The organism is Streptomyces aquilus, assembly GCF_003955715.1.
GTDB lineage: Bacteria > Actinomycetota > Actinomycetes > Streptomycetales > Streptomycetaceae > Streptomyces > Streptomyces aquilus.
Map to the genome: position 1 here is coordinate 6,098,372 of NZ_CP034463.1, position 23,718 is coordinate 6,122,089.

25 protein-coding genes are annotated in these 23,718 nt (G+C 70.5%); 14 read left to right on the plus strand and 11 right to left on the minus strand.

Translation table 11 applies throughout. The features are described 5' to 3' along the window. The first annotated feature begins 156 nt into the window (after positions 1-156). A complete protein-coding gene (locus EJC51_RS28120; protein ID WP_126273639.1) occupies positions 157-1,119 on the plus strand; it encodes a DMT family transporter in 963 nt (320 codons plus the stop codon). Here EJC51_RS28120 and EJC51_RS28125 read toward each other — a convergent pair. Both EJC51_RS28125 and EJC51_RS28130 read right to left on the minus strand, forming a co-directional pair. Next, complete coding sequence (locus EJC51_RS28125; protein ID WP_126273640.1) at positions 1,016-1,900, minus strand: LysR family transcriptional regulator; 885 nt, start codon at positions 1,898-1,900, stop codon at positions 1,016-1,018. The two genes, EJC51_RS28120 and EJC51_RS28125, sit on opposite strands and share 104 nt — an antisense overlap. Before the next feature lies 1 nt (position 1,901). Further along, positions 1,902-2,216: a PLD nuclease N-terminal domain-containing protein gene (locus tag EJC51_RS28130; protein WP_126273641.1), complete on the minus strand. Its 315-nt coding sequence runs from the start codon at positions 2,214-2,216 to the stop codon at positions 1,902-1,904. A gap of 86 nt (positions 2,217-2,302) precedes the next feature. Between EJC51_RS28130 and EJC51_RS28135 the strand changes: the two genes are divergently transcribed. From EJC51_RS28135 to EJC51_RS28165, 7 genes are all read left to right on the plus strand, one after another. Further along, positions 2,303-3,754 (plus strand): menaquinone biosynthesis decarboxylase, encoded by a 1,452-nt coding sequence (locus EJC51_RS28135; RefSeq protein WP_126273642.1) that lies wholly within the window; start codon positions 2,303-2,305, stop codon positions 3,752-3,754. Further along, positions 3,751-4,653, plus strand: coding sequence for a menaquinone biosynthesis prenyltransferase MqnP (mqnP, locus tag EJC51_RS28140; protein ID WP_126273643.1), 903 nt, complete (start codon positions 3,751-3,753; stop codon positions 4,651-4,653). Before EJC51_RS28135 ends, mqnP begins: the two co-directional genes overlap by 4 nt. A gap of 52 nt (positions 4,654-4,705) precedes the next feature. After that, complete coding sequence (locus EJC51_RS28145; RefSeq protein WP_126273644.1) at positions 4,706-5,362, plus strand: UbiX family flavin prenyltransferase; 657 nt, start codon at positions 4,706-4,708, stop codon at positions 5,360-5,362. A gap of 79 nt (positions 5,363-5,441) precedes the next feature. Beyond that, positions 5,442-5,897, plus strand: a complete 456-nt coding sequence (locus EJC51_RS28150) for an Lrp/AsnC family transcriptional regulator (protein WP_079306730.1) — start codon at positions 5,442-5,444, stop codon at positions 5,895-5,897. Between the two features lie 42 nt (positions 5,898-5,939). Then, positions 5,940-7,103, plus strand: coding sequence for an aminofutalosine synthase MqnE (gene mqnE, locus EJC51_RS28155; RefSeq protein WP_126273645.1), 1,164 nt, complete (start codon positions 5,940-5,942; stop codon positions 7,101-7,103). A gap of 70 nt (positions 7,104-7,173) precedes the next feature. Next, positions 7,174-7,821 (plus strand): UdgX family uracil-DNA binding protein, encoded by a 648-nt coding sequence (locus EJC51_RS28160; RefSeq protein WP_126273646.1) that lies wholly within the window; start codon positions 7,174-7,176, stop codon positions 7,819-7,821. Between the two features lie 96 nt (positions 7,822-7,917). Then, on the plus strand, positions 7,918-8,226 hold the full coding sequence (locus EJC51_RS28165; protein ID WP_126273647.1) for a DUF4229 domain-containing protein: 309 nt from the start codon (positions 7,918-7,920) through the stop codon (positions 8,224-8,226). 25 nt (positions 8,227-8,251) lie between these two features. On the opposite strand, the gene EJC51_RS28170 is transcribed toward EJC51_RS28165, so the two are convergent. The 3 genes from EJC51_RS28170 to EJC51_RS28180 form a co-directional block, all read right to left on the minus strand. Then, on the minus strand, positions 8,252-8,692 hold the full coding sequence (locus EJC51_RS28170; protein ID WP_126273648.1) for a hypothetical protein: 441 nt from the start codon (positions 8,690-8,692) through the stop codon (positions 8,252-8,254). 118 nt (positions 8,693-8,810) lie between these two features. Further along, positions 8,811-9,281 (minus strand): hypothetical protein, encoded by a 471-nt coding sequence (locus tag EJC51_RS28175; protein ID WP_126273649.1) that lies wholly within the window; start codon positions 9,279-9,281, stop codon positions 8,811-8,813. Beyond that, complete coding sequence (locus EJC51_RS28180; RefSeq protein WP_126273650.1) at positions 9,281-9,871, minus strand: RNA polymerase sigma factor; 591 nt, start codon at positions 9,869-9,871, stop codon at positions 9,281-9,283. The genes EJC51_RS28175 and EJC51_RS28180 overlap by 1 nt, the downstream gene beginning before the upstream one ends. A 193-nt stretch (positions 9,872-10,064) precedes the next feature. On the opposite strand from EJC51_RS28180, the gene EJC51_RS28185 reads away from it, so the two are divergent. Together EJC51_RS28185 and EJC51_RS28190 are read left to right on the plus strand one after the other, a co-directional pair. Then, entirely contained in the window at positions 10,065-10,709 is a 645-nt protein-coding gene (locus EJC51_RS28185; RefSeq protein ID WP_126273651.1) for a TetR/AcrR family transcriptional regulator, read from the plus strand. Between the two features lie 69 nt (positions 10,710-10,778). After that, entirely contained in the window at positions 10,779-11,132 is a 354-nt protein-coding gene (locus EJC51_RS28190; RefSeq protein ID WP_126273652.1) for a hypothetical protein, read from the plus strand. 9 nt (positions 11,133-11,141) lie between these two features. Here EJC51_RS28190 and EJC51_RS28195 read toward each other — a convergent pair whose 3' ends face one another. After that, complete coding sequence (locus EJC51_RS28195; protein ID WP_126273653.1) at positions 11,142-12,020, minus strand: MaoC family dehydratase; 879 nt, start codon at positions 12,018-12,020, stop codon at positions 11,142-11,144. Next, the gene (locus tag EJC51_RS28200; protein WP_126273654.1) at positions 12,017-13,282 is read right to left on the minus strand and encodes a 3-oxoacyl-ACP reductase; all 1,266 of its coding nucleotides are present in this window, start codon (positions 13,280-13,282) and stop codon (positions 12,017-12,019) included. Before EJC51_RS28200 ends, EJC51_RS28195 begins: the two co-directional genes overlap by 4 nt. Before the next feature lie 88 nt (positions 13,283-13,370). On the opposite strand from EJC51_RS28200, the gene EJC51_RS28205 reads away from it, so the two are divergent. Together EJC51_RS28205 and EJC51_RS28210 are read left to right on the plus strand one after the other, a co-directional pair. After that, on the plus strand, positions 13,371-14,651 hold the full coding sequence (locus tag EJC51_RS28205; RefSeq protein ID WP_126273655.1) for an acetyl-CoA C-acetyltransferase: 1,281 nt from the start codon (positions 13,371-13,373) through the stop codon (positions 14,649-14,651). A gap of 245 nt (positions 14,652-14,896) precedes the next feature. Then, on the plus strand, positions 14,897-16,816 hold the full coding sequence (locus EJC51_RS28210; RefSeq protein WP_126273656.1) for an AMP-dependent synthetase/ligase: 1,920 nt from the start codon (positions 14,897-14,899) through the stop codon (positions 16,814-16,816). A gap of 9 nt (positions 16,817-16,825) precedes the next feature. Here EJC51_RS28210 and EJC51_RS28215 read toward each other — a convergent pair whose 3' ends face one another. Further along, positions 16,826-17,581 (minus strand): PIG-L deacetylase family protein, encoded by a 756-nt coding sequence (locus tag EJC51_RS28215; protein WP_126273657.1) that lies wholly within the window; start codon positions 17,579-17,581, stop codon positions 16,826-16,828. Between the two features lie 101 nt (positions 17,582-17,682). On the opposite strand from EJC51_RS28215, the gene EJC51_RS28220 reads away from it, so the two are divergent. Beyond that, a complete protein-coding gene (locus tag EJC51_RS28220; RefSeq protein ID WP_126273658.1) occupies positions 17,683-21,192 on the plus strand; it encodes a HEAT repeat domain-containing protein in 3,510 nt (1,169 codons plus the stop codon). Here the strand turns inward: EJC51_RS28220 and EJC51_RS28225 are convergent. Both EJC51_RS28225 and EJC51_RS28230 read right to left on the minus strand, forming a co-directional pair. Further along, positions 21,163-21,357 carry a DUF397 domain-containing protein gene (locus EJC51_RS28225; RefSeq protein ID WP_126273659.1) on the minus strand — a complete coding sequence of 65 codons (195 nt, stop codon included), beginning with the start codon at positions 21,355-21,357 and terminating at the stop codon, positions 21,163-21,165. The genes EJC51_RS28220 and EJC51_RS28225 overlap by 30 nt on opposite strands. Further along, positions 21,354-22,208 (minus strand): helix-turn-helix domain-containing protein, encoded by an 855-nt coding sequence (locus tag EJC51_RS28230; RefSeq protein ID WP_208870746.1) that lies wholly within the window; start codon positions 22,206-22,208, stop codon positions 21,354-21,356. Before EJC51_RS28230 ends, EJC51_RS28225 begins: the two co-directional genes overlap by 4 nt. Before the next feature lie 117 nt (positions 22,209-22,325). Here EJC51_RS28230 and EJC51_RS28235 point away from each other — a divergent pair, with 117 nt between their 5' ends. Beyond that, positions 22,326-22,808 (plus strand): ATP-binding protein, encoded by a 483-nt coding sequence (locus tag EJC51_RS28235; protein WP_126273661.1) that lies wholly within the window; start codon positions 22,326-22,328, stop codon positions 22,806-22,808. On the opposite strand, the gene EJC51_RS28240 is transcribed toward EJC51_RS28235, so the two are convergent. Further along, complete coding sequence (locus EJC51_RS28240) at positions 22,744-23,637, minus strand: LysR family transcriptional regulator (protein WP_126273662.1); 894 nt, start codon at positions 23,635-23,637, stop codon at positions 22,744-22,746. The genes EJC51_RS28235 and EJC51_RS28240 overlap by 65 nt on opposite strands. Positions 23,638-23,718: the final 81 nt, after the last annotated feature.

The window sequence follows — 23,718 nt, forward strand, 5'->3', positions numbered from 1 at the left end:
GGGCGCATTGTCCGCTTCGGAACCCTCACCGGCGTACAACCTGCACGCATCGGCCGGTGTACGACCTGCATGCATCGGCGGAGCCGATGGGGCCATCGGCAGGACCCCTCGCTGGCGCGTGGACCTGCACCGATGCCCGCTCCTACCGTCAGGGACATGACCTCCGACAGCAAGGGCGACAGCAAGGGCATCGCCCAACTCACGACCGCCATGATCCTCTCCGGCACCCTCGGCGTCTTCGTCGTCGAGTCGGGCGCCTCCCCCTTCAACGTGGTCTTCTTCCGCGTGGTCTTCGGCGCCCTCGCGCTCGGCGCGTACGTGGTGGCCCGCGGCTGGCTCCGCGACCACGGCTTCACCCCGCGCACCCTCGGACTCGCCGTCCTGGGCGGCGTGTTCATCGTCTTCAACTGGGTGTTCCTCTTCGAGTCGTACGAGAACACCTCGATCTCGGTCGCCACGGTCGTCTACCACACCCAGCCGTTCTACGTGGTCCTGCTCGGCGCCCTCCTCTTCCGCGAGCGCCTCACCGCCGCCAAGGCCGGCTGGATCGCCCTGGCCTTCGCGGGCCTGATCCTCGTCTCGGGCGTGACCCCGGCCGACTTCACCGGCGGCGGCAGCTACCTGACGGGCGTCGGCCAGGCCCTTCTCGCGGCGCTCCTGTACGGCCTGTCCACCCTCGTCACCAAGCGCATCACCGGCGTCCGCCCGCACCTCATCGCCCTCGTCCAGGTCGTCGTCGGCATCCCGCTGCTGCTGCCCTTCGCCGACTTCGGCGCGATGAGCGGCACGAGCGCGGGCGACTGGGGCTGGCTGGCCGGGCTCGGCTTCATCCACACCGGCCTGATGTACGTCCTGATGTACGCCGCCTACGCCCAGCTCCCGCTGTCGAAGATCGCCGTCCTGGCCTTCGTCTACCCGGCCGTCGCGATGGGCATGGACTGGGCGGTGTACGGCCACCACATCGGCCTCGTCCAGGCGCTGGGCGTCCCGCTGATCGTGCTGGCGAGCCTCAAGGTCACCCTTGCTCGGACACCAGCTTCCGCGCCTGCTCCGCGAACAGCCGCACATGCGCCGGAAGCCGCTTCCCGGACCGCCACGCGAGCTGCGTCCGGAGCGTGAACGGCGGCTCCCAGTCCAGTCGTACGAGAGAGCCCTCCGCGAGTTCGGCGGCGACCGTGATCTCCGGCAGCAGCGCGATGCCGAGACCGGCCGCCGCCGCGCGTTTGGTGGCCTCGATCGTGCCGAACTCCATGAAGACGACCGGCCCGCCGACGGAGTTGAGCTCCCGCTCGAACAAGTCCCGGTAGGCGCAGCCCGGTTCGGTGGCCAGCAGCGGCTGGCCCAGGAGGTCGGCGGTCGCCAACTCCCGTCCCTTGAGCGCGTGTTCCGGCGCCGCCACCAGCGCCAGCGGCTCCACCGCCAGCACCTCGCTCTCCAGCCCGGGGTGCGCGGTCTCCGCCTCCATCAGGAAGCCCACGTCGTAGGTGCCCTGCCGCAGCGCCTGCCGGGTCTCGTCACCCAGGGTCGTGCGCAGCGACAGCCGTACCTTCGGATAGCGGTGGTGGAACAGTTCGAGGAGCGGCGGCAGCCGGTACGAGGTCAGCGACTCCATGGTGCCGACGGCGAGCGTGCCGGAGGGCTCCTCGGCGTCGATGACGGCCGCCCGCGCCTCCTCGCTCAGCTCGATGATCTGGCGGGCGTACGGCAGCAGCCGCTCCCCGGCCTCCGTGAGCCGGATGCGGCTGCCGAGCCGGTCGAACAACTCCACGCCGAGCGAGTCCTCCAGGGCGCGGATCTGGCTGGTGACGCTGGACTGGGCGTAGTTCAGCTCGGCCGCCGCCCGGGTGAAGCTGAGCACCCCGGCGACCTTCTCGAAGGTGACCAGCAGCCGCAGCTCCACGTCAGGGCTCGTCCCGCTTCTTCCGGTCGCGGTCGTCGTCCTCGTCGAGGGACTTCAGGAACTCGGGGTTGTCGTCGGGCGCGACCCAGCGCTGCGACTGCCCGGCCCGGGCACCGGCCCAGCCCTCGGCGGCCAGGCTCCGCTTCTTGCCCGCGATCATCCAGGAGATCGAGCCGACCATCGGGAACAGCAGCACGAGGATCGCCCACAGCGGCTTGGGCATGTGGCGGATGTCCTCGTCCTGCGTGCTGATGCAGTCGATGAACGCGTAGATGCTCAGCGCCAGCGGCACGAGGAACATCAGCACCCGGAGCATGGGCCCTCCCACGGGACGGTCGTCGGGGCCGCGATCACAGCCCCCAGGTACAGGGCCAGGGTAGCCCGTACCGGATACTGGGACGCATGGCTTACGACGATCTTCGCTCGCTGCTCAGGGCCCTGGAACGCGAGGGCGACCTCAAGCGCGTCAAGGCCGAGGTCGACCCGTATCTGGAGGTCGGGGAGATCGTCGACCGGGTCAACAAGGCAGGCGGCCCCGCGCTCCTCTTCGAGAACGTGAAGGGCTCCTCGATGCCCCTCGCGATGAACGTCTTCGGAACCGACCGGCGGCTGCTGAAGTCGCTGGGCCTGAAGTCGTACGAGGACATCTCCGACAAGATCGGCGGGCTGCTGCGCCCCGAACTGCCGCACGGCTTCGTGGGCGTGCGGGAGGCCTTCGGCAAGCTCGGCGCGATGGCGCACGTACCGCCGAAGAAGGTGAAAGAGGCGCCGGTCCAGGAGGTCGTCCTCACCGGCGACGACGTCGACCTCGACCAGCTCCCGGCGCTGTTCACCTGGCCGCAGGACGGCGGCTCCTTCTTCAACCTGGGCCTGACCCACACCAAGGACCCGGAATCCGGCATCCGCAACCTCGGTCTGTACCGCCTCCAGCGCCACGACAAGCGCACGATCGGCATGCACTGGCAGATCCACAAGGACAGCCGGAACCACTACCAGGTGGCGGCCCGCCGGGGTGAACGCCTCCCGGTCGCGATCGCCTTCGGCTGCCCGCCGGCCGTGACCTACGCGTCCACCGCGCCGCTCCCCGGTGACATCGACGAGTACCTGTTCGCCGGGTTCATCGCCGGCAAGCGGATCGAGATGGTCGACTGCAAGACCGTGCCGCTCCAGGTGCCGGCGCAGGCCGAGGTCGTCATCGAGGGCTGGCTGGAGCCGGGCGAGATGCTGCCCGAGGGCCCCTTCGGCGACCACACCGGGTTCTACACCCCGCAGGAGCCGTTCCCGGCGCTGAAGATCGACTGCGTGACCATGCGGAAGCGGCCGCTGCTTCAGTCGATCGTCGTAGGCCGCCCCCCGACGGAGGACGGTCCGCTGGGTCGTGCGACCGAGCGCTTCTTCCTCCCCCTGCTGAAGATCATCGTGCCGGACATCGTGGACTACCACCTGCCCGAAGCGGGCGGATTCCACAACTGCGCGATCATCTCGATCGACAAGAAGTACCCCAAGCACGCCCAAAAGGTGATGCACGCTGTGTGGGGCGCCCACATGATGTCCCTGACGAAGCTGATCGTGGTCGTCGACTCGGACTGCGACGTCCACGACCTCCACGAGGTCGCGTGGCGGGCCCTCGGCAACACCGACTACGCGCGCGACCTGTCGATCGTCGAAGGACCGGTCGACCACCTCGACCACGCCTCCTACCAGCAGTTCTGGGGCGGCAAGGCGGGGATCGACGCGACGCGGAAGTGGCCCGAGGAGGGCTACACCCGCGACGGCGGCTGGCCGGACATGGTGGTGTCCGACCCTGAGACGGCGGCGAAGGTCGACCGCCGCTGGAAGGAGTACGGCCTGTGAGTTCCGCGTCTGCCGCGATCCCCCAGCCGGGACGGACGAAGGCGTTCCTGCGCCTGGTCATGATCGAGCACTCGGTGTTCGCGCTGCCCTTCGCCTACATCGCGGCGCTCACCGCGATGTTCGAGTGGGACAAGAACATCCACTGGGGCAGGCTGCTGCTCGTCACCATCTGCATGGTCGGCCTGCGCACCTTCGCCATGGCCGTCAACCGGATCATCGACCGCGAGATCGATGCCCGTAATCCCCGCACGGCCCACCGCGAGCTGGTGACCGGCGCGATGTCGGTCAAGCACGCGTGGACGGGCGCGCTCGTCGCGGTCGTGATCTTCCTGGGCTCGGCGGCACTCCTGAACCCCCTGTGCCTGGCCCTCGCCCCGGTCGCCGTCATCCCGATGGTGGTCTACCCCTACGGCAAGCGGTTCACGAACTTCCCGCAGGCCATCCTCGGTCTCGCCCAGGCCATGGGCCCGGTCGGCGGCTGGCTCGCCATCACCGGCGAGTGGTCCTGGGACGCGGTGCTCCTCGGCCTCGCCGTCGGCATCTGGATCGGCGGCTTCGACCTGATCTACGCCTGCCAGGACGTCGAGACCGACCGCGAGATCGGCGTCATGTCGGTCCCGGCCCGCTTCGGCATCCCCGCGGCCATCTGGGGGGCGCGGGTGTGCCACGCCCTGACCATGGGGTTGCTGGTCTGGTACGCGGTGGCGACGGACGCGGGCGGGTTCTTCTGGGTGGGCCTGATGATCGTCGCGGCGGCCTTCGTCTACGAGCACAACATCGTCCGCCCGCACGACCTGTCCCGCCTGAACAGGGCGTTCTTCAGCGTCAACGGGTTCATCGGGATCGCCCTGTTCGTGTGCGCGCTGCTGGACCTGCTGGTGCGGGGCCTGACCGTCTGAGGATCCGGTCCACCGGTACGCTCAAGATGTGAACGCAGGAGAAACGCAGCGCGTGCCTTGGATCGTGGGGGTGTCCGGAGCTTCCGGGACGCCGTACGCGGCGGCGGTGCTGCGGGCGCTGCTGGAGGCGGGGGAGAGCGTCGACCTGGTCGTCAGCAGGGCCTCGCGGCTGACGCTGCTCGACGAGACGCAGATCGCCTTCCGGGACGCGCACTGGCAGGACGACCTGCGGGAATGGCTGGCCAGGGGGGCCGACGGCAAGCCGGGGAGCTTCGACGCCGACATCGCGCGCGTGCGGTACTGGAACGCCGGTGACCTCGCCGCGGGGCCGTCCTCGGGGTCGTATCCCGTCAAGGGCATGCTGATCGTGCCCGCCTCCACCGCCTGCGTCGCCGGAGTCGCCCTCGGGCTCTCCAAGGACCTGCTCCAGCGCGCCGCGAGCGTGACCCTCAAGGAACGCCGCAAGCTCGTCGTCGCCGTACGGGAGACCCCCTTGAACGGCCAGACGCTGCGGCACCTCGTCACCCTCGACGACCTCGGCGCCACCGTCGTGCCCGCCTCACCCGCCTTCTACGCCGGCGCCACCCACATCCAGGACCTCGTCGACTTCGTCGCCGGACGGGTCCTCGACGCGGCGGGGGTCGAGCACCGGCTGTACCGGCGGTGGAAGGGCGAACTCGGCGGCGGGTCCGGAACCCCCACGACGTAGGCGCCATCTGAGCAAGTCGCAGTACCTCTCATCACTTCGGGAACTTTCGGGATCCTCTTCAGCGGAAGGCTTCGATCGCATGGACGCGGTGGACAGGCAGCTCATCCAGGCCCTGAGGGAGAACGGCCGGGCCTCCTACGCGGAGCTGGGCCGCCTCGTCGGTCTGTCGGGACCCAGCGTCACCGACCGCATCAACCGGCTGGAGGCGGCCGGTGTCATCACCGGTTACCGCGCCACCGTCGACGCCGCCTCCCTCGGCCTCGGTGTCACCGCCCTCATCGGCATCTCCCTCTCCGACGCCGCCGACCACGAGGACGTGGCCCGCCGGATGAAGGACCTCCCGGAGATCGAGGACTGCTGGTTCATCGCCGGCGACGACTCGTTCATGCTCAAGGTGCGGGCCAGCGACGTCGACGGCCTGGAGAAGATCATCCGGCGGCTCAGCGGGACCAAGGGCGTCTCCCGGACCCGTACCACCATCGTGCTCTCCACGAAGTGGGAGAACCGGGTCGGAGAGCTGCCGGAAGAGGCGTAGGCGTACGGTTTTATCCCCAGTCGGTCTGAGAGAGGTGTACGCATGGACGTCGGGCTCAAGCGCGAGCTGGAGGAGAAGGTACGGGCGGGTGTGCGCCTGACCCGCGAGGACGGCATCGCGCTCTACGAGTCGGACGACCTGGCCTGGCTCGGCGGTCTCGCGCACGAGGTGCGCACGCGCAAGAACGGTGACGTGGTCCACTTCAACGTCAACCGGCACCTCAACATGACCAACGTGTGCACCGCCTCCTGCGCCTACTGCTCCTTCCAGCGCAAGCCGGGGGAGAAGGACGCGTACACGATGCGCATCGAGGAGGCGGTGAAGCTCGCGAAGGCGATGGAGGGCGAGAACCTCACCGAGCTGCACATCGTCAACGGACTGCACCCGAACCTGCCGTGGCGCTACTACCCGCGGTCGCTGCGCGAGCTGAAGGCCGCGCTGCCGGACGTGTCCCTGAAGGCCTTCACGGCCACGGAGATCCACCACTTCGAGACGATCAGCGGGCTGAGCGCGAGCGAGATCCTGGACGAGCTGATCGACGCGGGTCTGGAGTCCCTCACCGGCGGTGGCGCGGAGATCTTCGACTGGGAGGTCCGCCGGCACATCGTGGACCACAAGACCCACTGGGAGGACTGGTCCCGCATCCACCGGCTGGCGCACGAGAAGGGGCTGAAGACCCCGTGCACCATGCTGTACGGCCACATCGAGGAGCCGCGGCACCGCGTCGACCACGTCCTGCGCCTGCGCGAACTCCAGGACGAGACCGGCGGCTTCCAGGTCTTCATCCCGCTGCGCTACCAGCACGACTTCGTGGACGTGAAGGACGGCAAGGTCAGGAACCGCCTCCAGGCGCGGACGCAGATGGCGACCGGTGCGGAGGCCCTGAAGACCTTCGCCGTCTCCCGTCTGCTCTTCGACAACGTCCCGCACGTCAAGGTCTTCTGGGTCATGCACGGTGTGCAGACCGCGCAGCTGGCGTTGCTGCACGGTGCGGATGACATGGACGGGTCGGTCGTCGAGTACAAGATCACCCACGACGCGGACAATTTCGGCACGCCGAACAAGCTGACGCGGGACGATCTGCTGGATCTGATCCGGGATGCCGGGTTCCGGCCGGTGGAGCGGAACACGCGGTACGAGGTGATCCGGGAGTACGAGGGGCCGGACGCGGGGCGTCGGGAGTCGCCTCAGCCGATGAGGGTGTGACTTTCGGCCGCGGGTGCGTGGGGGCTTGTCGCGCAGTTCCCCGCGCCCCTTGGGTGGGTACTCGGGGCGCATGATCACAAAGGCGCCCGAGGATTCCTACACCGCAGAGCCCTTCGTGCCTGACCGGGGTGGTCTGGCCGCGCTCCGTCGCGCCGCTGCCGGCTGTCGCGGTTGCCCGCTGCACCGGGACGCCACTCAGACCGTGTTCGGGGACGGGAAGGCCGGGGCCCGCGTCATGCTCGTCGGCGAGCAGCCGGGTGACCAGGAGGACCGGCAGCGGAAACCCTTCGTCGGCCCCGCCGGGAAGCTTCTCGACCGGGCGCTCGCCGAAGCCGGGATCGATCCGGCGGACGCCTACGTCACCAACGCCGTGAAGCACTTCAAGTTCACCCGGGCCGAGCCTCGTAAGCGGCGTATTCACAAGGCGCCGAGTCTGCGCGAGATGACGGCCTGCGGGCCGTGGCTGGCGGCGGAACTGGCCGTCGTGGAGCCGGAGTTGATCGTGGTGCTCGGGGCCACCGCCGGGAAGGCGTTGCTCGGGTCCTCGTTCCGGGTGACGCGGGTGCGGGGGACCGTGCTGGAGGCGGAGATCCACGGCCGGGCCGAGCGGCTGGTGCCGACGGTGCATCCGTCCGCCGTACTGAGGTCGGACGACCGGGAGGCCGCGTACCAGGGCCTCGTCTCCGATCTGAAGGTGGCGGCCCAGGCCCTGGGCTGACCCCCTGCAAGATCGGGGAGCGGGCGTGCTTCACTGGAAGGTGCCCTTTGAGAACGTTCAGGGGGACTTTCAGTCGGAACGGAAGAGTGGATTGAGATGCTCCGCTACACACTGATGCGCCTCGGGATCTTCGTGGGCTGCCTCGTGGTCGTCTGGGGCCTCGTCTACTCCGGCGTCGCCCCGCGCGGCCTCGGTGACTCCAACGGCATGTGGGTCGTCCTGCTCTCCCTGGTGATCTCGGCCCCGATCAGCTTCGTCGTCCTGCGCAAGGAGCGCGACCGCGCCTCCATCCAGGTCGCCGAGCGCGTCGACCGCATGAAGTCCAACCTGGAGGCCAACCGCAACCAGGAGGACATCGCGGACGACGCGGCACGGGCGCAGGGCGGCCAGGCGCAGGCCTCCTGAGTCTCTTCGGCGCTCACGGTTCTCTTCAGCGGACGCGGAGTCGACCCACTACGTCCTGGGCGTCGCGGACGGCCGACAGGACTTCCTGAGCTGCCCGCCCTTGCTGCCTCGCCTGCGTGAGGGTGCCGGTGCCGGCGGGGTGGGGCCGCAGAGCCGTACCGAGGAAGGCGTCCAGACGGTCCACGACGGTCGCGAGGACCGTGCCCACCTCCGGCAGCGCCGGCAGGTCGACGCCGCTCAGTTCGTACTTCAAGGAGCGCAGGGTCTGGCAGTCCTCGGAGATGGTGGTGAGGACATCGTCCTGGTCGTCGAGGAGCCGGATCCGTACGCCGAGGCGGCGTAGCAGGCGGTCGACCTCGGTGAGATCGGCGCGTTCCTGGTCGCGGCGGCGCAGCCGGCGGGTCAGTTCCCAGCCGACGGCGGTGAGGGTGATGGCGACGGCGGCGCTCAACAGGCCCACGAACACAGAGGTTTCACTCCCTTCGGCATGGGTGGGTGAACGATGGGCGCGGTCCCGCTACCCCCGGACCGGGACCGCGCCCCTCATGGCTCACGCACAGCGTGTGCCGGTGTACGACTTCCTCTCAGGAGGAGCCGTGATCCAACTGGCGGCGGGTCTGCCTTCCCTCCGCCTGATCCCTCGTCCACTCTTCGACGGTGAGAACCGCGAGTCGATCTCCCGCTTGCGCGGCCTGGTTCCACCAGGGCCGAGCTTCTCCTCCCCCGAGAAGGAGCTCGGTCAGCTCGGCAATGCGGCGAAGCACTCGCGGGTCCGTGTGCAGAGTGGTGTTGCTCCGGAGTTCTTCCAGCTCCAGTTCGAAGAACTCCGTGTGACGCGACTCGTCCGCGTCACTCTTTCTGCGCCTTCCGCCCTTCTCCGGGCCGGCCACTGGTGTGTGACCGGTCCGGAGCGCGGAATCCCCAGCGCAGCCCTCGTCGGAGGGTTTGATGCCGAGCCTTCGCAGCACGCGGTGCGTGAAGGCTTCGGCATCGAACCCCAGGGCTTCCCTGTTCAGGGATTCGGCGGCCAGGCGCAGACGCTTCTCGGCGTCCATCAAACCTGGTCCTCCTCGGTGTCACAGCCGATCATCTCGCGGAGGCGGGACAACGCGGCTTCGTGATATCTGCGGGCGGTCGTCTCCGTGAGCCCGAGTGCACGGCCCGCGGCGGCGGTCGACGACTGTCCGACGTAGATGAGATCGATCAGGCCCTGCTGGGTCTCGTCCAGCGTCGCCACGGCAGCCCACAGCTCGTTTCCCATGGCGCGGAAGACGGCTTCTTCCGCGACATCGCACGCAGCCGGTGACTGGCCGTCCCTCTCGTCCTCCCATGGTGACTCCGGGCGGCGTTCGGCCGCACGGTGGTGATCCACCACAAGGTTGCGGATCGCGGTGTGCACGTATCCGAGAGGAACCGCTTCCTGATCCATCAGGTGCATCAAGTTCGGCCACGCCTTCCACACTCTGACGAAGGCGGTCTGAAGTATGTCGTCCGCGAGTTGCCTGTTGCCGCAGCGGCGGTAGGCGATCGCGTACAGCCTGGTGCTGTACGACCTGACGAACTCGGTGAAAGTCCGCTCGGTGTCGTCCGGACTCACCGGACCTCTCCGATCTTCAGCAGAACCGAACTGCTCGTTGGGGTACATAACTTGCTGGGAAGAGAGCAGACCTGGAGCATGCCTACCCCTTCGATCGGGGTCCTGGCAGTAGGACCGGCTGACCCGGTCCACCGGACGGAAGTCCGGGCGCACAGTGTGCTCACTGGGTTATACGACGCCGATGCGGGAGTCCGCCGCCGCGGCGGGAAGTTTCTGTGAAATCCGCCCGTAGGCTTGCCCCATGGGTGCCGTGAAGAGCAAGCGGATGCCGCGGGCGGTGCGTGAGCAGCAAATGCTGGACGCCGCCGTGCGGACCTTCGGGCAGCGTGGGTACATGGCCGCGTCGATGGACGAGATCGCTGAACTGGCCGGTGTCTCCAAGCCGTTGGTGTACCTGTACCTGAACTCGAAGGAAGACCTCTTCACCGCCTGCATCCGCCGCGAGGCCGCGGCGCTCACCGCGGCCATCAGGGTGGGCGTCCGCACCGACCAGCCCGCCGACCGGCAACTCTGGGACGGGCTGCTGGCGTTCTTCACGCACACCGCCCAGAACCCCGACGGCTGGTCCGTGCTGCATCTCCAGGCCCGTATCCATGGTGAGGCGTTCGCCGGTGAGGTCGCGGCGATGCGGGAGGAGATCGTCGCGTTCGTGACGCAGCTGATCGTCGTCGCGGCGCGGGAGGCGCACCGGGACCCCGATCTGGCCGAGCGGGAGGTCGCCGGGCTCGCCGAGGCGCTGGTGGGGGCCGCCGAGTCGCTCGCCGCGTGGGCCAACGCCACGCCCGGTGTCACGGCACGGCAGGCCGCGGCCACGCTCATGAACTTCGCCTGGGCCGGGCTGGGAAACCTGATGGAGGGGCGGCCGTGGGCTCCGCCGGCGGCATGACACCTGTCATGCGGTAAGGCGGACGGCGGACACTGGGGGAGGGAGATCCTCCGGCCGTACGGTCGTCCCATGACGAAGACGAGCGGGGAACAGCGGCCGAGCAGGACCGACATCAAGGTGAGCCTCATCGGCGGTCACCGCCTCGACGGTGCCACCCTCCACGAGCGCACCCTCACCGCCTCCCTCATTGGCGGCGCCGACATCGACCTCACGGACGTCGACATCCCGGACGGCGCCGAACTGCGCATCACCAAGCTGAGCCTGATCGGGGGCGTGAGCCTTCGGGTGGGGCCGGATGTGCGGGTGGAGGTCAGGGGAATCCGGCTGGGCGGGGTGCGGGACGAGGGCCCCGGCGCCCCCGGTGGGCCGACCGTGCGGATCGATGCCTGGGGGCTCATCGGTGGGGTCAACGTCCGCCGCTGAGACGGGCGTTCAGGCCGGGGAGCCGTTCACCGTGCCGGCCACGTGCAGGCGATCCCCGCCCCGCAGTTCGAAGCGGTCGCCCTCCGACCCGTACGTCACCGTCCCCGGCAGCAGCACCGGCGCCCTGAACTCCGCCCGCACCACGCCCACTTGCGGGGTGCCGTGCGCGGCGAGGCAGCGGGCCACCGTCCACATGCCGTGCGCGATGGCCCGCGGGAAGCCGAAGAGGCGGGCGGTGAGCGGGTGGAGGTGGATGGGGTTGCGGTCGCCGGACGCGGTGGCGTACCGGCGGCCGATGTCCCCGGCCAGCCGCCACTCGGCGAGCGGCGGGAGGGGGGTCTGCTCGGCGCGCTCGGCCGCCGGCCCGGATGACGTGCGGTGCCGTGCCAGGTACGTGCTGCTCGACTCCCATAGGACGTCGGATACGACGCCCGATACGACGTCCGGTACGACGTCCGAGCCGACCCGCACCTCGGTGACGACCCTCGCCTCCGTGCCGCGCCGGTGCGGGGCCAACTCGGCGACGTACACGCTCAGTTCGTACACCCCGGTGGCGGGCAGCGGCCGGTGCTGGGTGATCCCGATCGACGTGTGGACGAGACCGAGCAGCGGCAGCGGGAAGTCCCGGGCGCTCATCAGCCGCATCGCCAGCGGGAAGCCGAGCACATGCGGATACGTCACCGGCAGCGCGTCGTCGCCGGTGGCGAACCCGCACACCCGCTCGTAGGCCGCGAGCCGCGCCAGGTCGACGCGCAGGCCGGGCAGCACGAGCCGGGTGCGGGGGAAGCCGGCGTCCGGGCGGGGCCGCTTGAAGGGGGACAGCAGCGCGCCCCGGGCCAGGAAGGGCGCGAGGGCGGGGGAGCGGCGCAGGACGACGTCCGTCATCATGCCCCCAGCAGGCTCTGGCCGCAGACCCGTACGACCTGCCCGTTCACCGCACCCGAGGCCGGGTGCGCGAGCCATGCCGTCGTCTCGGCCACGTCGACCGGAAGGCCGCCCTGCGCGAGGGAGTTCATCCGGCGCCCCGCCTCCCGGATGAGGAGCGGCACCGCGGCCGTCATCTTCGTCTCGATGAAGCCGGGGGCCACGGCGTTGACCGTCACCCCGTGCTCGGCGAGCGCGCGCGGCGCCAGGGAGCGCACCAGTCCGACCACGCCCGCCTTGCTGGCGCCGTAGTTGGTCTGCCCCGCGTTCCCGGCGAGCCCCGCGATGGAGGCCGTGGCGACGATCCGGCCGCCTTCCCCGAGCGTCCCCGTCGCCAGCAGCGCGTCGGTCGTGCGCAGCACGCTCGCCAGGTTCACCTCCAGCACCGGACTCCAGCGCTCCGCGGGCATGTTGACCAGTCGGCGGTCACGGGTGATGCCCGCGTTGTGGACCAGGACGTCGAGGCCGTCGGGCAGCGCCGCCGCGATGCGTTCGCCCGCGTCGGCGGCCGTGATGTCGAGGGCGAGGGCCTCGCCGCCGAGGCGTTCGGCGAGCCGCCGGGCGTCCGCCTCGGCCGGGGGGACGTCGAGGACGACGACCCGGGCGCCGTCCCTGGCGAGCGTCTCGGCGACGGCCGCGCCGATCCCGCGTGCGGCGCCCGTCACCAGGGCGGTGCGCCCGGCCAGGGGCCGCTCCCAGTCGAGGTCGGCGGGCCCGGTTCCCTCGGCCACCTCGATCACCTGGCCGCTGACATAGGCGGACTTGGGGGAGAGCAGGAAGCGCAGGGTGGACTCGGCGGCGGCGCGGTCGGTGAGCCGTACGAGATTGACCGTCCTGCCCCGGCCGATCTCCTTGCCGAGCGAGCGCGTGAAGCCCTCCAGGGCCTGCTGGGCGGCGGCCTGGTGGTGGTCGGCGGGGTCGAGGGGTGCGCCGAGGACGACGATCCGGCCGCTGGTCGCGACCGACCGGACGACGGGGTGCAGGGCTGCGTGGACGTCGGCGAGGCCTTCGACGTCCCGGACGTGGGTGGCGTCGAGGACGACGGCGGCCGGGGGCGCGGCGGGCTCGGGGGCCGGTTTGCCGGCGGTGAGGTGGAGGACCTCGCCCTTGAGGGCCGGGTGCTCGGGTGACCAGCGGTGGAGTTCCGCCGGTTGCGGCAGGCCCAGTCCGCGGGTCAGGAAACGGCCCGGCGCGGTGCCGGTGAAGCGCAGATAGCGGTCGGCCATGGCCGTCTCCCCACTCGGTGCTCTCTTGCTGACTCTGGAGTAAGGTTACCGGAGGTAATCCTATGTCACGCAGGAGGAGCAGGTCGAGATGAGCCTTCTTCGGGCACCCGAGACACGCCGGGTCGCGATCATCGGCGGCAGCCGCGTCCCCTTCGCCCGCTCCGACGGCCCCTACGCCACCGCCTCCAACCAGGAGATGCTGACGGCGGTCGTGGACGGCCTGGTGGGCCGGTTCGGGCTGGAACGGCCGGGCGCGGTCGGCGAGTTCGTCGCCGGTGCCGTCCTCAAGCACGCCCGTGACTTCAACCTGGCCCGCGAGACGGTCCTCGGCTCGAAGCTGGCGCCGACGACCCCGGCGTACGACATCCAGCAGGCCTGCGGCACCGGTCTCCAGGCCGTCATCGCCGCCGCCAACAAGATCGCCCTCGGCCAGACCGAGTCCGCGATCGCGGGCGGCGCGGACACCGCGAGCGACGCGCCGCTCGGCGTCAACGACGAGCTGCGGCGCCTCCTGCTGGCGGCCCGCAGGGCGAAGTCCCTCGGCGGCCGGCTCAAGGCCCTCGCCGGGGTCCGCCCCGGCCACCTCGTCCCCGACATCCCGCGCAACGCCGAGCCCCGCACGGGCCTGTCGATGGGCGAGCACGCGGCGGTCACCGCCCGCGCGTGGGGCGTGACGCGCGAGGCCCAGGACGAGCTGGCGGCGACGAGCCACCAACGGCTGGCGGCGGCGTACGAGCGAGGCTTCTTCGCGGACCTGGTGGTGCCGTTCCGCGGCCTGGACCGGGACCAGAACCTGCGGCCGGGGTCGACGGTGGAGAAACTGGCGTCCCTGAAGCCGGTGTTCGGCCTGGACGCCGCCAACCCGACGATGACGGCCGGGAATTCGACCCCGCTCACCGACGGTGCCGCGGTCGTCCTGCTCGCCTCGGAGGAGTGGGCGGCACAGCGCGGACTGGAACCGCTGGCGTATCTGACGGCGTACGAGACGGCGGCCGTGGACTTCGTCGCCGGGGACCCCGCCGAGGACGGTCTGCTGATGGCCCCGGCGCGGGCCGTGCCGCGCATGCTGGAGCGGGCCGGGCTCGGGATGGCCGACTTCGACCTGGTCGAGGTGCACGAGGCGTTCGCGTCCCAGGTGCTGGCGACGCTGTCGGCGTGGGAGAAGGCGGGGCTGGCCCCCGTGGACCGCGCCCGCCTGAACGTGACCGGCTCGTCCCTCGCCACCGGGCATCCCTTCGCGGCGACCGGCGCCCGGATCGTGGCGACGCTGGCCAAACTCCTTGCGGAGCAAGGGGGTTCGGGGCGCGGGCTGATCTCGGTGTGTGCGGCGGGCGGGCAGGGGGTGACGGCGGTGCTGGAGCGGCCGTAGCCGCCTGACATTGGTTCACACACAACTGACAAAGGCTCACTTTGCGCCAGATGTTGCACAGACCCGGCCCGGGAGCCTCCCCGAACCCTCACAAGCCCGCCACGTAGGCCTCCTAAGATCGCCGGGTCCCCCAGACCTGACTGCCGGTAACCCCACAAGTCGCACTCGCCGGTGAACGTCCGGGTACGCCCGGTGCGTACCTATGCAGCAGAGCGGTTTTGAGCTGCGTGCCCCAGGAGCTGCCCATGTCGTCGTCCCTGCCCTACGCCGCTGCCACCGACTACGACGGCGCGCCCGTGCTCGTGGCACCGGAGATACGTCGGCTGGACGGCGAGGTCCGCGAGGTGTCCGTCCCGCCGGTCGTGCCGCCGGTGACCCACGGCTCCCTCGCCGACCTGCCGTTCGAGAACGCGGAGGCGGGCCCGGCCGACCGGGTCCTCAGCCGCCGTACGCCGGACGGGGGCTGGGCGGACGTGACGTCGGCCGACTTCGCCGCGCAGGTGCTCGCGCTGGCGAAGGGCCTCATCTCGGAGGGTCTCGTCCCCGGCGACCGGATCGCCGTCATGGCCCGCACGATCTACGAGTGGACCCTCCTCGACTTCGCCGCGTGGGCGGCCGGTCTGGTCACGGTCCCCATCTACCCCACCTCCTCGGTCTTCCAGACCCGCTGGATCCTCCAGGACTCGGGCGCGGTGGCCCTGGTGACCGAGACCGTCGCCCAAGCCTCCGCCCTCGGCCCGGAGTTGAACCGCCTGCCGGACCTGCGCCACCTGTGGGTCATCGAGAAGGGCCACGTCGACCGTCTGGCCGAGCTCGGCACGCACGTCCCCGACGCCGAAGTCGACGTACGACGCGGCATGCTGGTCCCCGACACCCTCGCGACGGTCGTCTACACCTCCGGTACCACCGGCCGCCCCAAGGGCTGCGCGATCTCGCACGGCAACTTCCTCTCCGAGGTCGACAACGCGATCGAGATCCTCCACCCGGTCTTCAAGTCCCGCTCGGACGAGGAACTGGCGACGCTCCTCTTCCTGCCCATGTCCCATGTCTTCGGCCGCATGGTGGCGGTGGCGTGCGTCCGCGCAAGGGTCCGCCTGGGCCACGCACCGAGCCTGAAGTCCGACGACCTGCTGGCGGACCTGTCGAGTTTCCGCCCGACCTTCCTCCTCGCCATCCCCTACATGCTGGAGAAGGTCTTCAACAACGCGCGCGCCAAGGCGGAGGCCGGCGGCCGGGCCTCGGCCTTCGACCGCGCGGCGAACGTGGCGATCCGCTACGGCGAGGCGATCGAGGAGAGGGCGGCGGGCACGGGCACCGGCCCGAGTACGGCGCTGAAGGCGGCCCGTACCTTCTACGACCCCCTGGTCTACCGCCGCATCCGCAACGCCATGGGCGGCCGCGTCCGCCACATCATCTCCGGCGGCTCACCGCTCGGCCGCAACATCGCGGCGTTCTTCGCCGGGGCGGGCATGGAGATCTACGAGGGGTACGGCCTGACGGAGACGACGGGCGCGGCGACGGTGACCCCACCGCTGAAGCCGCGTCTGGGCACGGTGGGTTGGCCACTGCCCGGCATGAAGGTCCGCATCGCGGCGGACGGCGAGATCCTGCTGGCCGGCGGCCCGGTGTTCCGCGGCTACTGGGACCCCAACGCGGGCGGAGTGACCCCGGCGTCGGTGGACGGCTGGTTCGCGACGGGCGACATCGGCAGCCTGGACGACGAGGGGTACCTGACGATCACCGGCAGGAAGAAGGAACTCCTGATCACGGCGGGCGGCAAGACGGTGGCCCCCGCCCCCCTGGAGAACTGGCTGCGCCAGCACCCGCTGATCTCCCAGTGCATGGTGGTGGGCGACCGCCGCCCGTACGTGGCCGCGTTGATCACCCTCGACATGGACGGCATCACCCACTGGCGCCAGATGAACGGCAAGCATCCGGTCCCCGCCGAACTCCTCGCGGGCGACGCCGAGTTGCACGCGATCATCCAACGCGCGGTGGACGAGGCGAACAAGCTCGTCTCGCGTCCGGAATCCATCCGCCGCTTCGAGGTCCTGCCACGGGACTTCACGGAGGCGGAAGGGCACCTGACGCCGTCGATGAAGCTGCGCCGGGAGACGGTGATGCAGGAGTTCGCGCGGGAGATCGAGGGGCTGTACGAGCGCTGAGGGCGGGGCTCACAACGACGATCGGGGCGACGCCGGGCTCGGGTCGCCGTGGCGGATGAACCACTCGGTGGACAGCAGCCGGGCCCGCTCGGCGAACGGATAAGCGGCGAGCCGCCCGGGCAGGGCGCCGCGTGCGACCTCGGTGTGGTGGGCGGCGATGGCGCGCAGCTTCGTGCCGAGCCAGGGGCTTACGTCGACGGCGGCACCGATCCACTCGTCGGGGACGCTGTAGGAGGCCAGCCCCGGCCGCATGAGCTGCCCGCCCAGCTCACGGGCGGCGGAGTCGGGGTGGGTGGCGAGGTAGAGATCCCGGGGTTGCCAGGGGTCGCCCGCCTCGGGGTAGAGGTGCCGCCAGTTGGCCGCCTGGACCGCGAGGACGGTCACACGGTGGGTGTGGACGTGGTCGGGGTGCCCGGTGAGCCCGCCGTGGGCGTCGTGCGTGATGACGACGTCGGGCCGGAACTCCCGTATGTGCCCGACGAGTTCGCGTACGACGTCGTCGAGGGGCGCGTCGCAGAGGCGAGGCTGGTCGGGCGCGGAATGCGGTACGTGCGCGTCGGCGTATCCCAGCAGGCGTGGTTTCCCGGCGCCGAGGACGCGGAGGGCCTCCGCCAACTCCCCGTCCCGAGGCGTGCCTTCGGCCCACGTCGCGGTGACCACGGCGGTCCGTGCGCCGGAGGCGGCGTGCTGGGCGAGGACGCCACCGGCCGACAGGGATTCGTCGTCGGGGTGGGCGAAGACGCCGAGAAGGCTGGGGAGGGACATGGGAGTGGAGGGTAGCGACGACTTCCTGCGGTCGTCGAGATTTGTTCGCCTTTTGACCGTTGAGGCCTTTCTCCCAGCCGTCCGCCCGCTACCGTCCTGCCATGCGCGACGGGGAGCAGGTCACGGCGGGTGGGGCGCGGTCGATCGGGGTCGGCGGTGACGTCACCGCCGCGGTGAGCGGTGACGGCAACAGCCTGACGATCGTCGAGAAGCAGTACGTGCAGCAGGCACCGGGGCCGGCGGACCTCACGGACACGGAGATCGACGAGGCGCTACGGCGCTACGCGGGCCGCGTCCGCGAGACCTACGGGCGGCTCGACCTGGAGGTGCTGATCCCCACCGAGGAGGGGGAGCATCCGCCCGTCGGGCTGGACGAGGTGTTCGTGGCGCCCACCCTGCGCGCCGATCCGCCGCCGGTGGAGCTGCCGCGGGACATCCGGCAGCGGTTGATGGACGCGGGGGAGTGGCCGTCCCACCTGCCCGCCGCCCTGGAGCGGGACACCCTGGACCGCGCCCGGCAGGCGTACGCGGAACGGCCCGCGCGCGACGCCCTGGACGTGCTCGCCGACCCCGCCGAGAGCCGTCTCGTCCTGCTCGGCGACCCCGGCGCGGGCAAGTCGACGCTCGCCCGGCACCTCGCGCTCACCCTCACGCGGGAGGCGCCCGCGACGGGGGATTCGCTGGCACCGCTCACCGGCCGGATACCCCTCGTCATGGAACTCCGCGAGTACGCGGTGGGCGAGTGGCGGGAGCGGACCTTCGAGGACTTCCTCACCTACCTGCACGGCACGAAGGGCATGGCCCCGCCCCCGGCGGTCGTGGACCGGCTCCTGACGGAGGGGCGAGCCGTGGTCGTCTTCGACGGCCTCGACGAACTCTTCGACCCCGCCGCCCGGGAACAGGTCAGCCACCGCATCGCGGACTTCGCGGGCCGCTACGGCGGTACCGGCGGCGTCCGCGTGATCGTGACCTCGCGCGTCATCGGCTACCGGCGAGGCGTGCTGGAACACGCCGGGTTCTCCCACCACATGGTCCAGGACCTGAGCACCCGGCAGATCGAGTGCTTCGCCCGCCAGTGGTACGCCAGCTCCTACCCCCACGACGAGGAGCGCGCCGCCCGCCTGTGCCGACGGCTGACTGATGCCGTGGGCCACTCACGTCCGGTCGCCGAACTCGCCGGTAACCCCCTCCTGTTGACGATCCTCGCCATCGTCGGCCGACGCCGCGAACTGCCTCGGGACCGCCTGGGCGTCTACCGGCACGCCGTCGCCGTCCTGGTGGCCCACTGGGACCAGCACGCCAAGCACCTGCGCGCACCGGACGACGTCGAAGCCCTGTCCTACCTGGGCGACGAGGACCGGCACGAGTTGCTGCGCCTGGTCGCGCGGCGGATGCAGGAGGGCGAGGGCGGCATCGCGGGCAACCACATCCACCAGGACGTCCTGCTGGAGACGTTCCGGGACTACTTGAGGGAACAGTACGAACTCCCGCTGGCGCAGGCGGTGTCGGCGGCGCGGGTGATGGTGCGGCAGTTCAGGGACCGGAACTTCATCCTCAGCCACTACGGGGGCGGGGTGTACGGCTTCGTCCACCGGGCCTTCCTGGAGTACCTGGCGGCCGTGGACATCGACCACCGCTACACGCGGGAGCGGGAGTGGACGCCGGAGCAGTTCATCGAGGAGATCTTCGCGGGGCACGCGGAGGATCCGGCGTGGCATGAGGTGTTGCTGCTGGTGGTCGGACAGTTGGGGGAGCGGGAGGCGGGGGCGGCGGTCGATCGGTTGCTGGAGTTGCATCGGCGGCGGGTCGGTGCGCTCTGGAGGGGTGAGCTGCTGGCCCTGGCGGTGCGAGCCCTGGCCGAGGTGCGCAGGATCGGGGCGTTGGCGGCGCAGAGCAGGGCCGTGGTGGACGCGATCATTGGGGGCTTGGAAGGGGCTGATTCGCGATACGGCCTGCTCACCGGGGACGAGGACATCGCCTCCGCGCTCAGGACGTTCCCGCCGCACTGGAGCGGCAGGCCCAGACTCCTGCGCTGGTTCCATCTGCGCGGCCAGTTCAGGGACATGCCACAGCCAGGGAGGATCGCGGCCGCCCTCTACCAGGCACCGCAGGTGCCGCAGGTGATGGCGGTGCTTGCCGATGTGACATCAGCCCGCAGGGCCTTGCTGGAGATGTTGGCGGCGCGCTGGGGTGCGGAGCGGGGTGTCCGCGGCCTGCTCCAGGAGGGGGCGGTGGCCGAACCCAACGAGTACGTGCGCAGAGCTGCGCTGAAGCTTCTGTCCGGGCTTGACGGTGTCGAGGTCGGCGACCTCGTCAGGAACCGGTCCACCGAGGATCCTTCACTGGTCGTGCGTGCCTTCGCACTGTCGATGAGGGACGACGCCGAGGCCCTGTGGGAGTCCGTCCTTGAGTTCGCCGGCTCCGAGGGCGACGCGGAGATGCGCGCTGAGGCGGTGGGTCTGCTCGCCGAGTACCGGATTCAGGACCTCGCGGTCAGAGCGCTGCTGTGCCGGCTGGCGGTCGTGGATTCCGAGGACGTGGTCCGGTGGCGTGCGGTCGACGGTCTGGAGAGCCTGCTCGACGACGAGGACATCGAGACGCTGGTACGCGGCCGGGCGACCGACGATTCGAGCGACATGGTCCGAAACGCCGCCGTGAGGCTGCTGGTCGAGGAACGGGGCGACTGGGAGTTCGCTCGCGGAGCCGCCGTCCAGGACGACGACTGGTTCGTCCGGATGAACGCCCTGTACGGCTTGCGCACGCTCGGCCGCGACGACGCCGACACCTGGGATTTCCTTCGTCAGAGGGCGCTCGATGACCCGCACCCACAGGTCCGGTCGGCGGCATGCACGGTGATGGCGCAGACGACGGGCTCCCACCCCGGTACCTGGGAGTTCCTGCGCGAGCGCCTTGCCGAGGATGCCGGGAGTGAGGTTCGGGACTCGGCGCTCAGCGGGCTCGTGGAGCTGGGGCGGGACAGAGAGGAGACCTGGCAGCTCGTCCGCGGGCATCTTCTCGACGACCCCGAGCCGGAAGTGCGGGAATCCGCGCTGACCGAACTGTGCGGACATTGGAGCTACGAGGCAGCCACCTGGGAGCTGACCTTCGAGCGGCTGATGAACGATCCGGAAGAGGGAATCCGGGCGGACGCGCTGCGGGCGACGAGGTACTACCGAGGCGACGTCGACATCCGCGCCCTGATCCGCGACCGCGTGACTGAAGACCCCCACCCCTCGGTGCGGGGAGTGGCCCTGGCGCTGTTGGTCACGACCGTGGGAGACGACGACACGACCCGCGAGATCCTCCGGGCGCGGGCCGTGGACGATCCCGAACCCAGGATCCGAGCCGACGTCCTGCAATGGTGGGCGGTGCACGAGACGCAGGAGAACGGCGCCGCGCTCCTACGGGACCGGGCCCTCGCCGACCCTCATCCCTGGCCGCGCATCGCCGCCCTCCAGTCCCTGGCCTTCGGCTGGCCCGCCCACCCGGCCACGGTTCCGCTGCTGCGGGAGCGGGCCGAGGCGGACGAGGACGAAGACGTACGCACGGAGGCCGCGCGCATGCTGGCGGCGGCGGGGGCGCTAGCGCCGCTCGCCGATCAACTCCCCTGAGAGGAACGCCGACCAGGTGGTGGGGGAGAGGGTGAGGCGAGGGCCGGTGGGGTGCTTGGAGTCGCGGAGGTGGACGGTGCCGGGGCTGACGGCGACCTCCAGGCATTCGCCGCCCTCGCCGCCGCTGTAGCTGGACTTGAACCAGGTGAGCTGCTCGTTGTTCATAGCTCCTCCAGCTTCTGCTCGATCAACTTCCGGGACTCCGAGGGGGAGAGTGCCATGGCCCGCATGATCCCATAGCGGTCCACGATCCTGCGGACTTCTTCCGAGTCAGTGATCAACCGGGGATACCCCTGGACCTCCGTGTACGCCACCTGCCCGTGCCCCCGGGGTGTCAGTAGGTTGAACGCGCCGTCCATGTTGGGGTGTTCCTCCACCTGGGTCGGCATCACCTGGATTTCGAGGTTCTGCATCTGCCCCACGCTCAGCAGGCGCCGCAGCTGATCCGCGTGCACGCGCCGCCCACCGATCGGCCGGTCCAGCACGATCTCTTCGAGGACGTAACTCACGATCGGCGCCGGCCGCCGCTCGAAGACCTGCTGCCTTGAGAGCCGGTCCGCGACCCGCCTCTCGATCGTCTCCTCGTCCAGGAACGGCCGCCGCCTCGTGAACACCGCCCGGGCGTAGTCGTCGGTCTGCAAGAGGCCCGGCACACCGTGGTTCGCGTAGAAGTGCAGCTCAACCGCCTCCGCCTCCAACCCGGCATAGTTCCGATACCACTCCGGATGCCGAGTCCGAGCCTTCGTCATTGCCGACTCGACCTCCGGAATCACCTCCAGCAACAACCCACCGGCATCGAGCACTTCATCCGCTTTGATGAGCACCTCGGGCCGCAGCGTCCGCACCCCGCGCTCCATCGCCGAGATCGCGTCCGGCCCGTACCCCACCAGCTCCCCGAACTCCTTCTGCGTCAGCCCTTTCCGCTCGCGCAGGAACTTCAACAGCTTGCCCAGCGCGGCGAACAACCCAGTCGTCCCGTCCGCCTCCGCAGGCGTCTCAGGCCGCCGCTCACTCACCAACCCCACCCCTCCCACCCGACAACTCGTACACCCAACCCACCGCACCCGTACAACTACCCACCGTCGCCGAGTCGCACCTGGCCAGCGTAAAGACAACCCACCACGCTCAGTCACGTGAACACCGAAATCTCCACCCGCCTCAGCGCGACGCCCCGCGGTGCCCGCCTCGCCCGGCGTCTCACCGCGCACCAGCTGGACACCTGGGGCCACCCCTACGACAGCGAGGTCAGCCACACCGCCCAGCAGGTCGTCGCCGAGCTCGCCGCCAACGCCGTCACCCACGGCAGAGTCCCCGGCCGCGACTTCGAACTCCGGCTGAGACTCACGCCCGAGGACACGGTCCGTGTCGAGGTGAGCGACGCCCGCCATGACCGCCGACTCCGTTACGTCACCGACCCGGACGCCGACAACGGCCGCGGCCTCATCCTCGTATCGCTGCTCGCACAGGCGTGGGGCGTCACGGAGCGGTCCGTCGGCAAGACGGTATGGGCCGAAATCCCCCTCAAGGAACCGCAGTCGGCGCCACCGCCCGCTAACGCCCGGGCGTCCGCCGGAACCTCTCCACCGTGTCCGCGAACGCCCGCGCCGGCGGACTGAGCGCCTCCCACCGCCGTACCGCCCACCCCACCGGCAACGGCCGCAGCTCCGGCACCGGGATCAGCCGAAGATCGTCGCCCGTCGCCGCCAGCCCGGACAGCTCCGGTACGACCGCCCGACCCACCCCCAACTCGGCGAGCAGCAAGGCGGTGTCCCAGTCGGCCACGTTGGTGTCGTAGGTGAGGGGCAGGCCCAACTCGGCGGCCGCGGCCTCCAGTTGCGCGGCCGACGCCGAGTTGGGCGGCAGTCGGATCAGCCGTACGTCCGCCAGCTCGGCGATCCCCAACCGCTCCCGCTCCGCCAGCGGATCGTCGGCCCGTACCGCCAGCACCCACGGCAGCTCCGCCACCGCCCGCTGCTCGATCCCCCGTACCGGTCGGCCGAGCGTGATCCACGCCAGGTCGAGTGAACCGTCCGCGAGCGCGTCGAAGCTGCCGCGGCCCGAACTCACCGTCCGGAACTCCAGGTTCACGCGTGGATGGCGGCGCCGGAACTCCACCACCGCGTCCCCCATGAAGTGCCGTACCGTCGTCGCGCCGGTCGCCACCCGCACGTACCCGCTCGCCCCGTCGACCAGATCCCGCAACTGTCGTACGGCGAGATCGAGTCCGGAGATCCCCTCGGACGCCGCCGCCTCCAGCACCCGGCCCGCCTGCGTCGGCACGACGCCCCGGGGCTGCCGTTCCACCAGCGCGACGCCGGTCTCCCGTTCCAGCCGCTTCACATGCTGGCTCACCGCGGACTGCGTGCACCCGAGCTCTCGCGCCACCGCGCTCAGGCTCCCGGCCCGGCACACCGCCACGAACACCCGCAGGTCATCGAGGGTCATGCGCCCCAAGCTAGCACTTGGGTTCCTCCCATAAATCCCAAGGATTGACTGCACTCTCCGCCCGTACGGCGATCTCCTCAG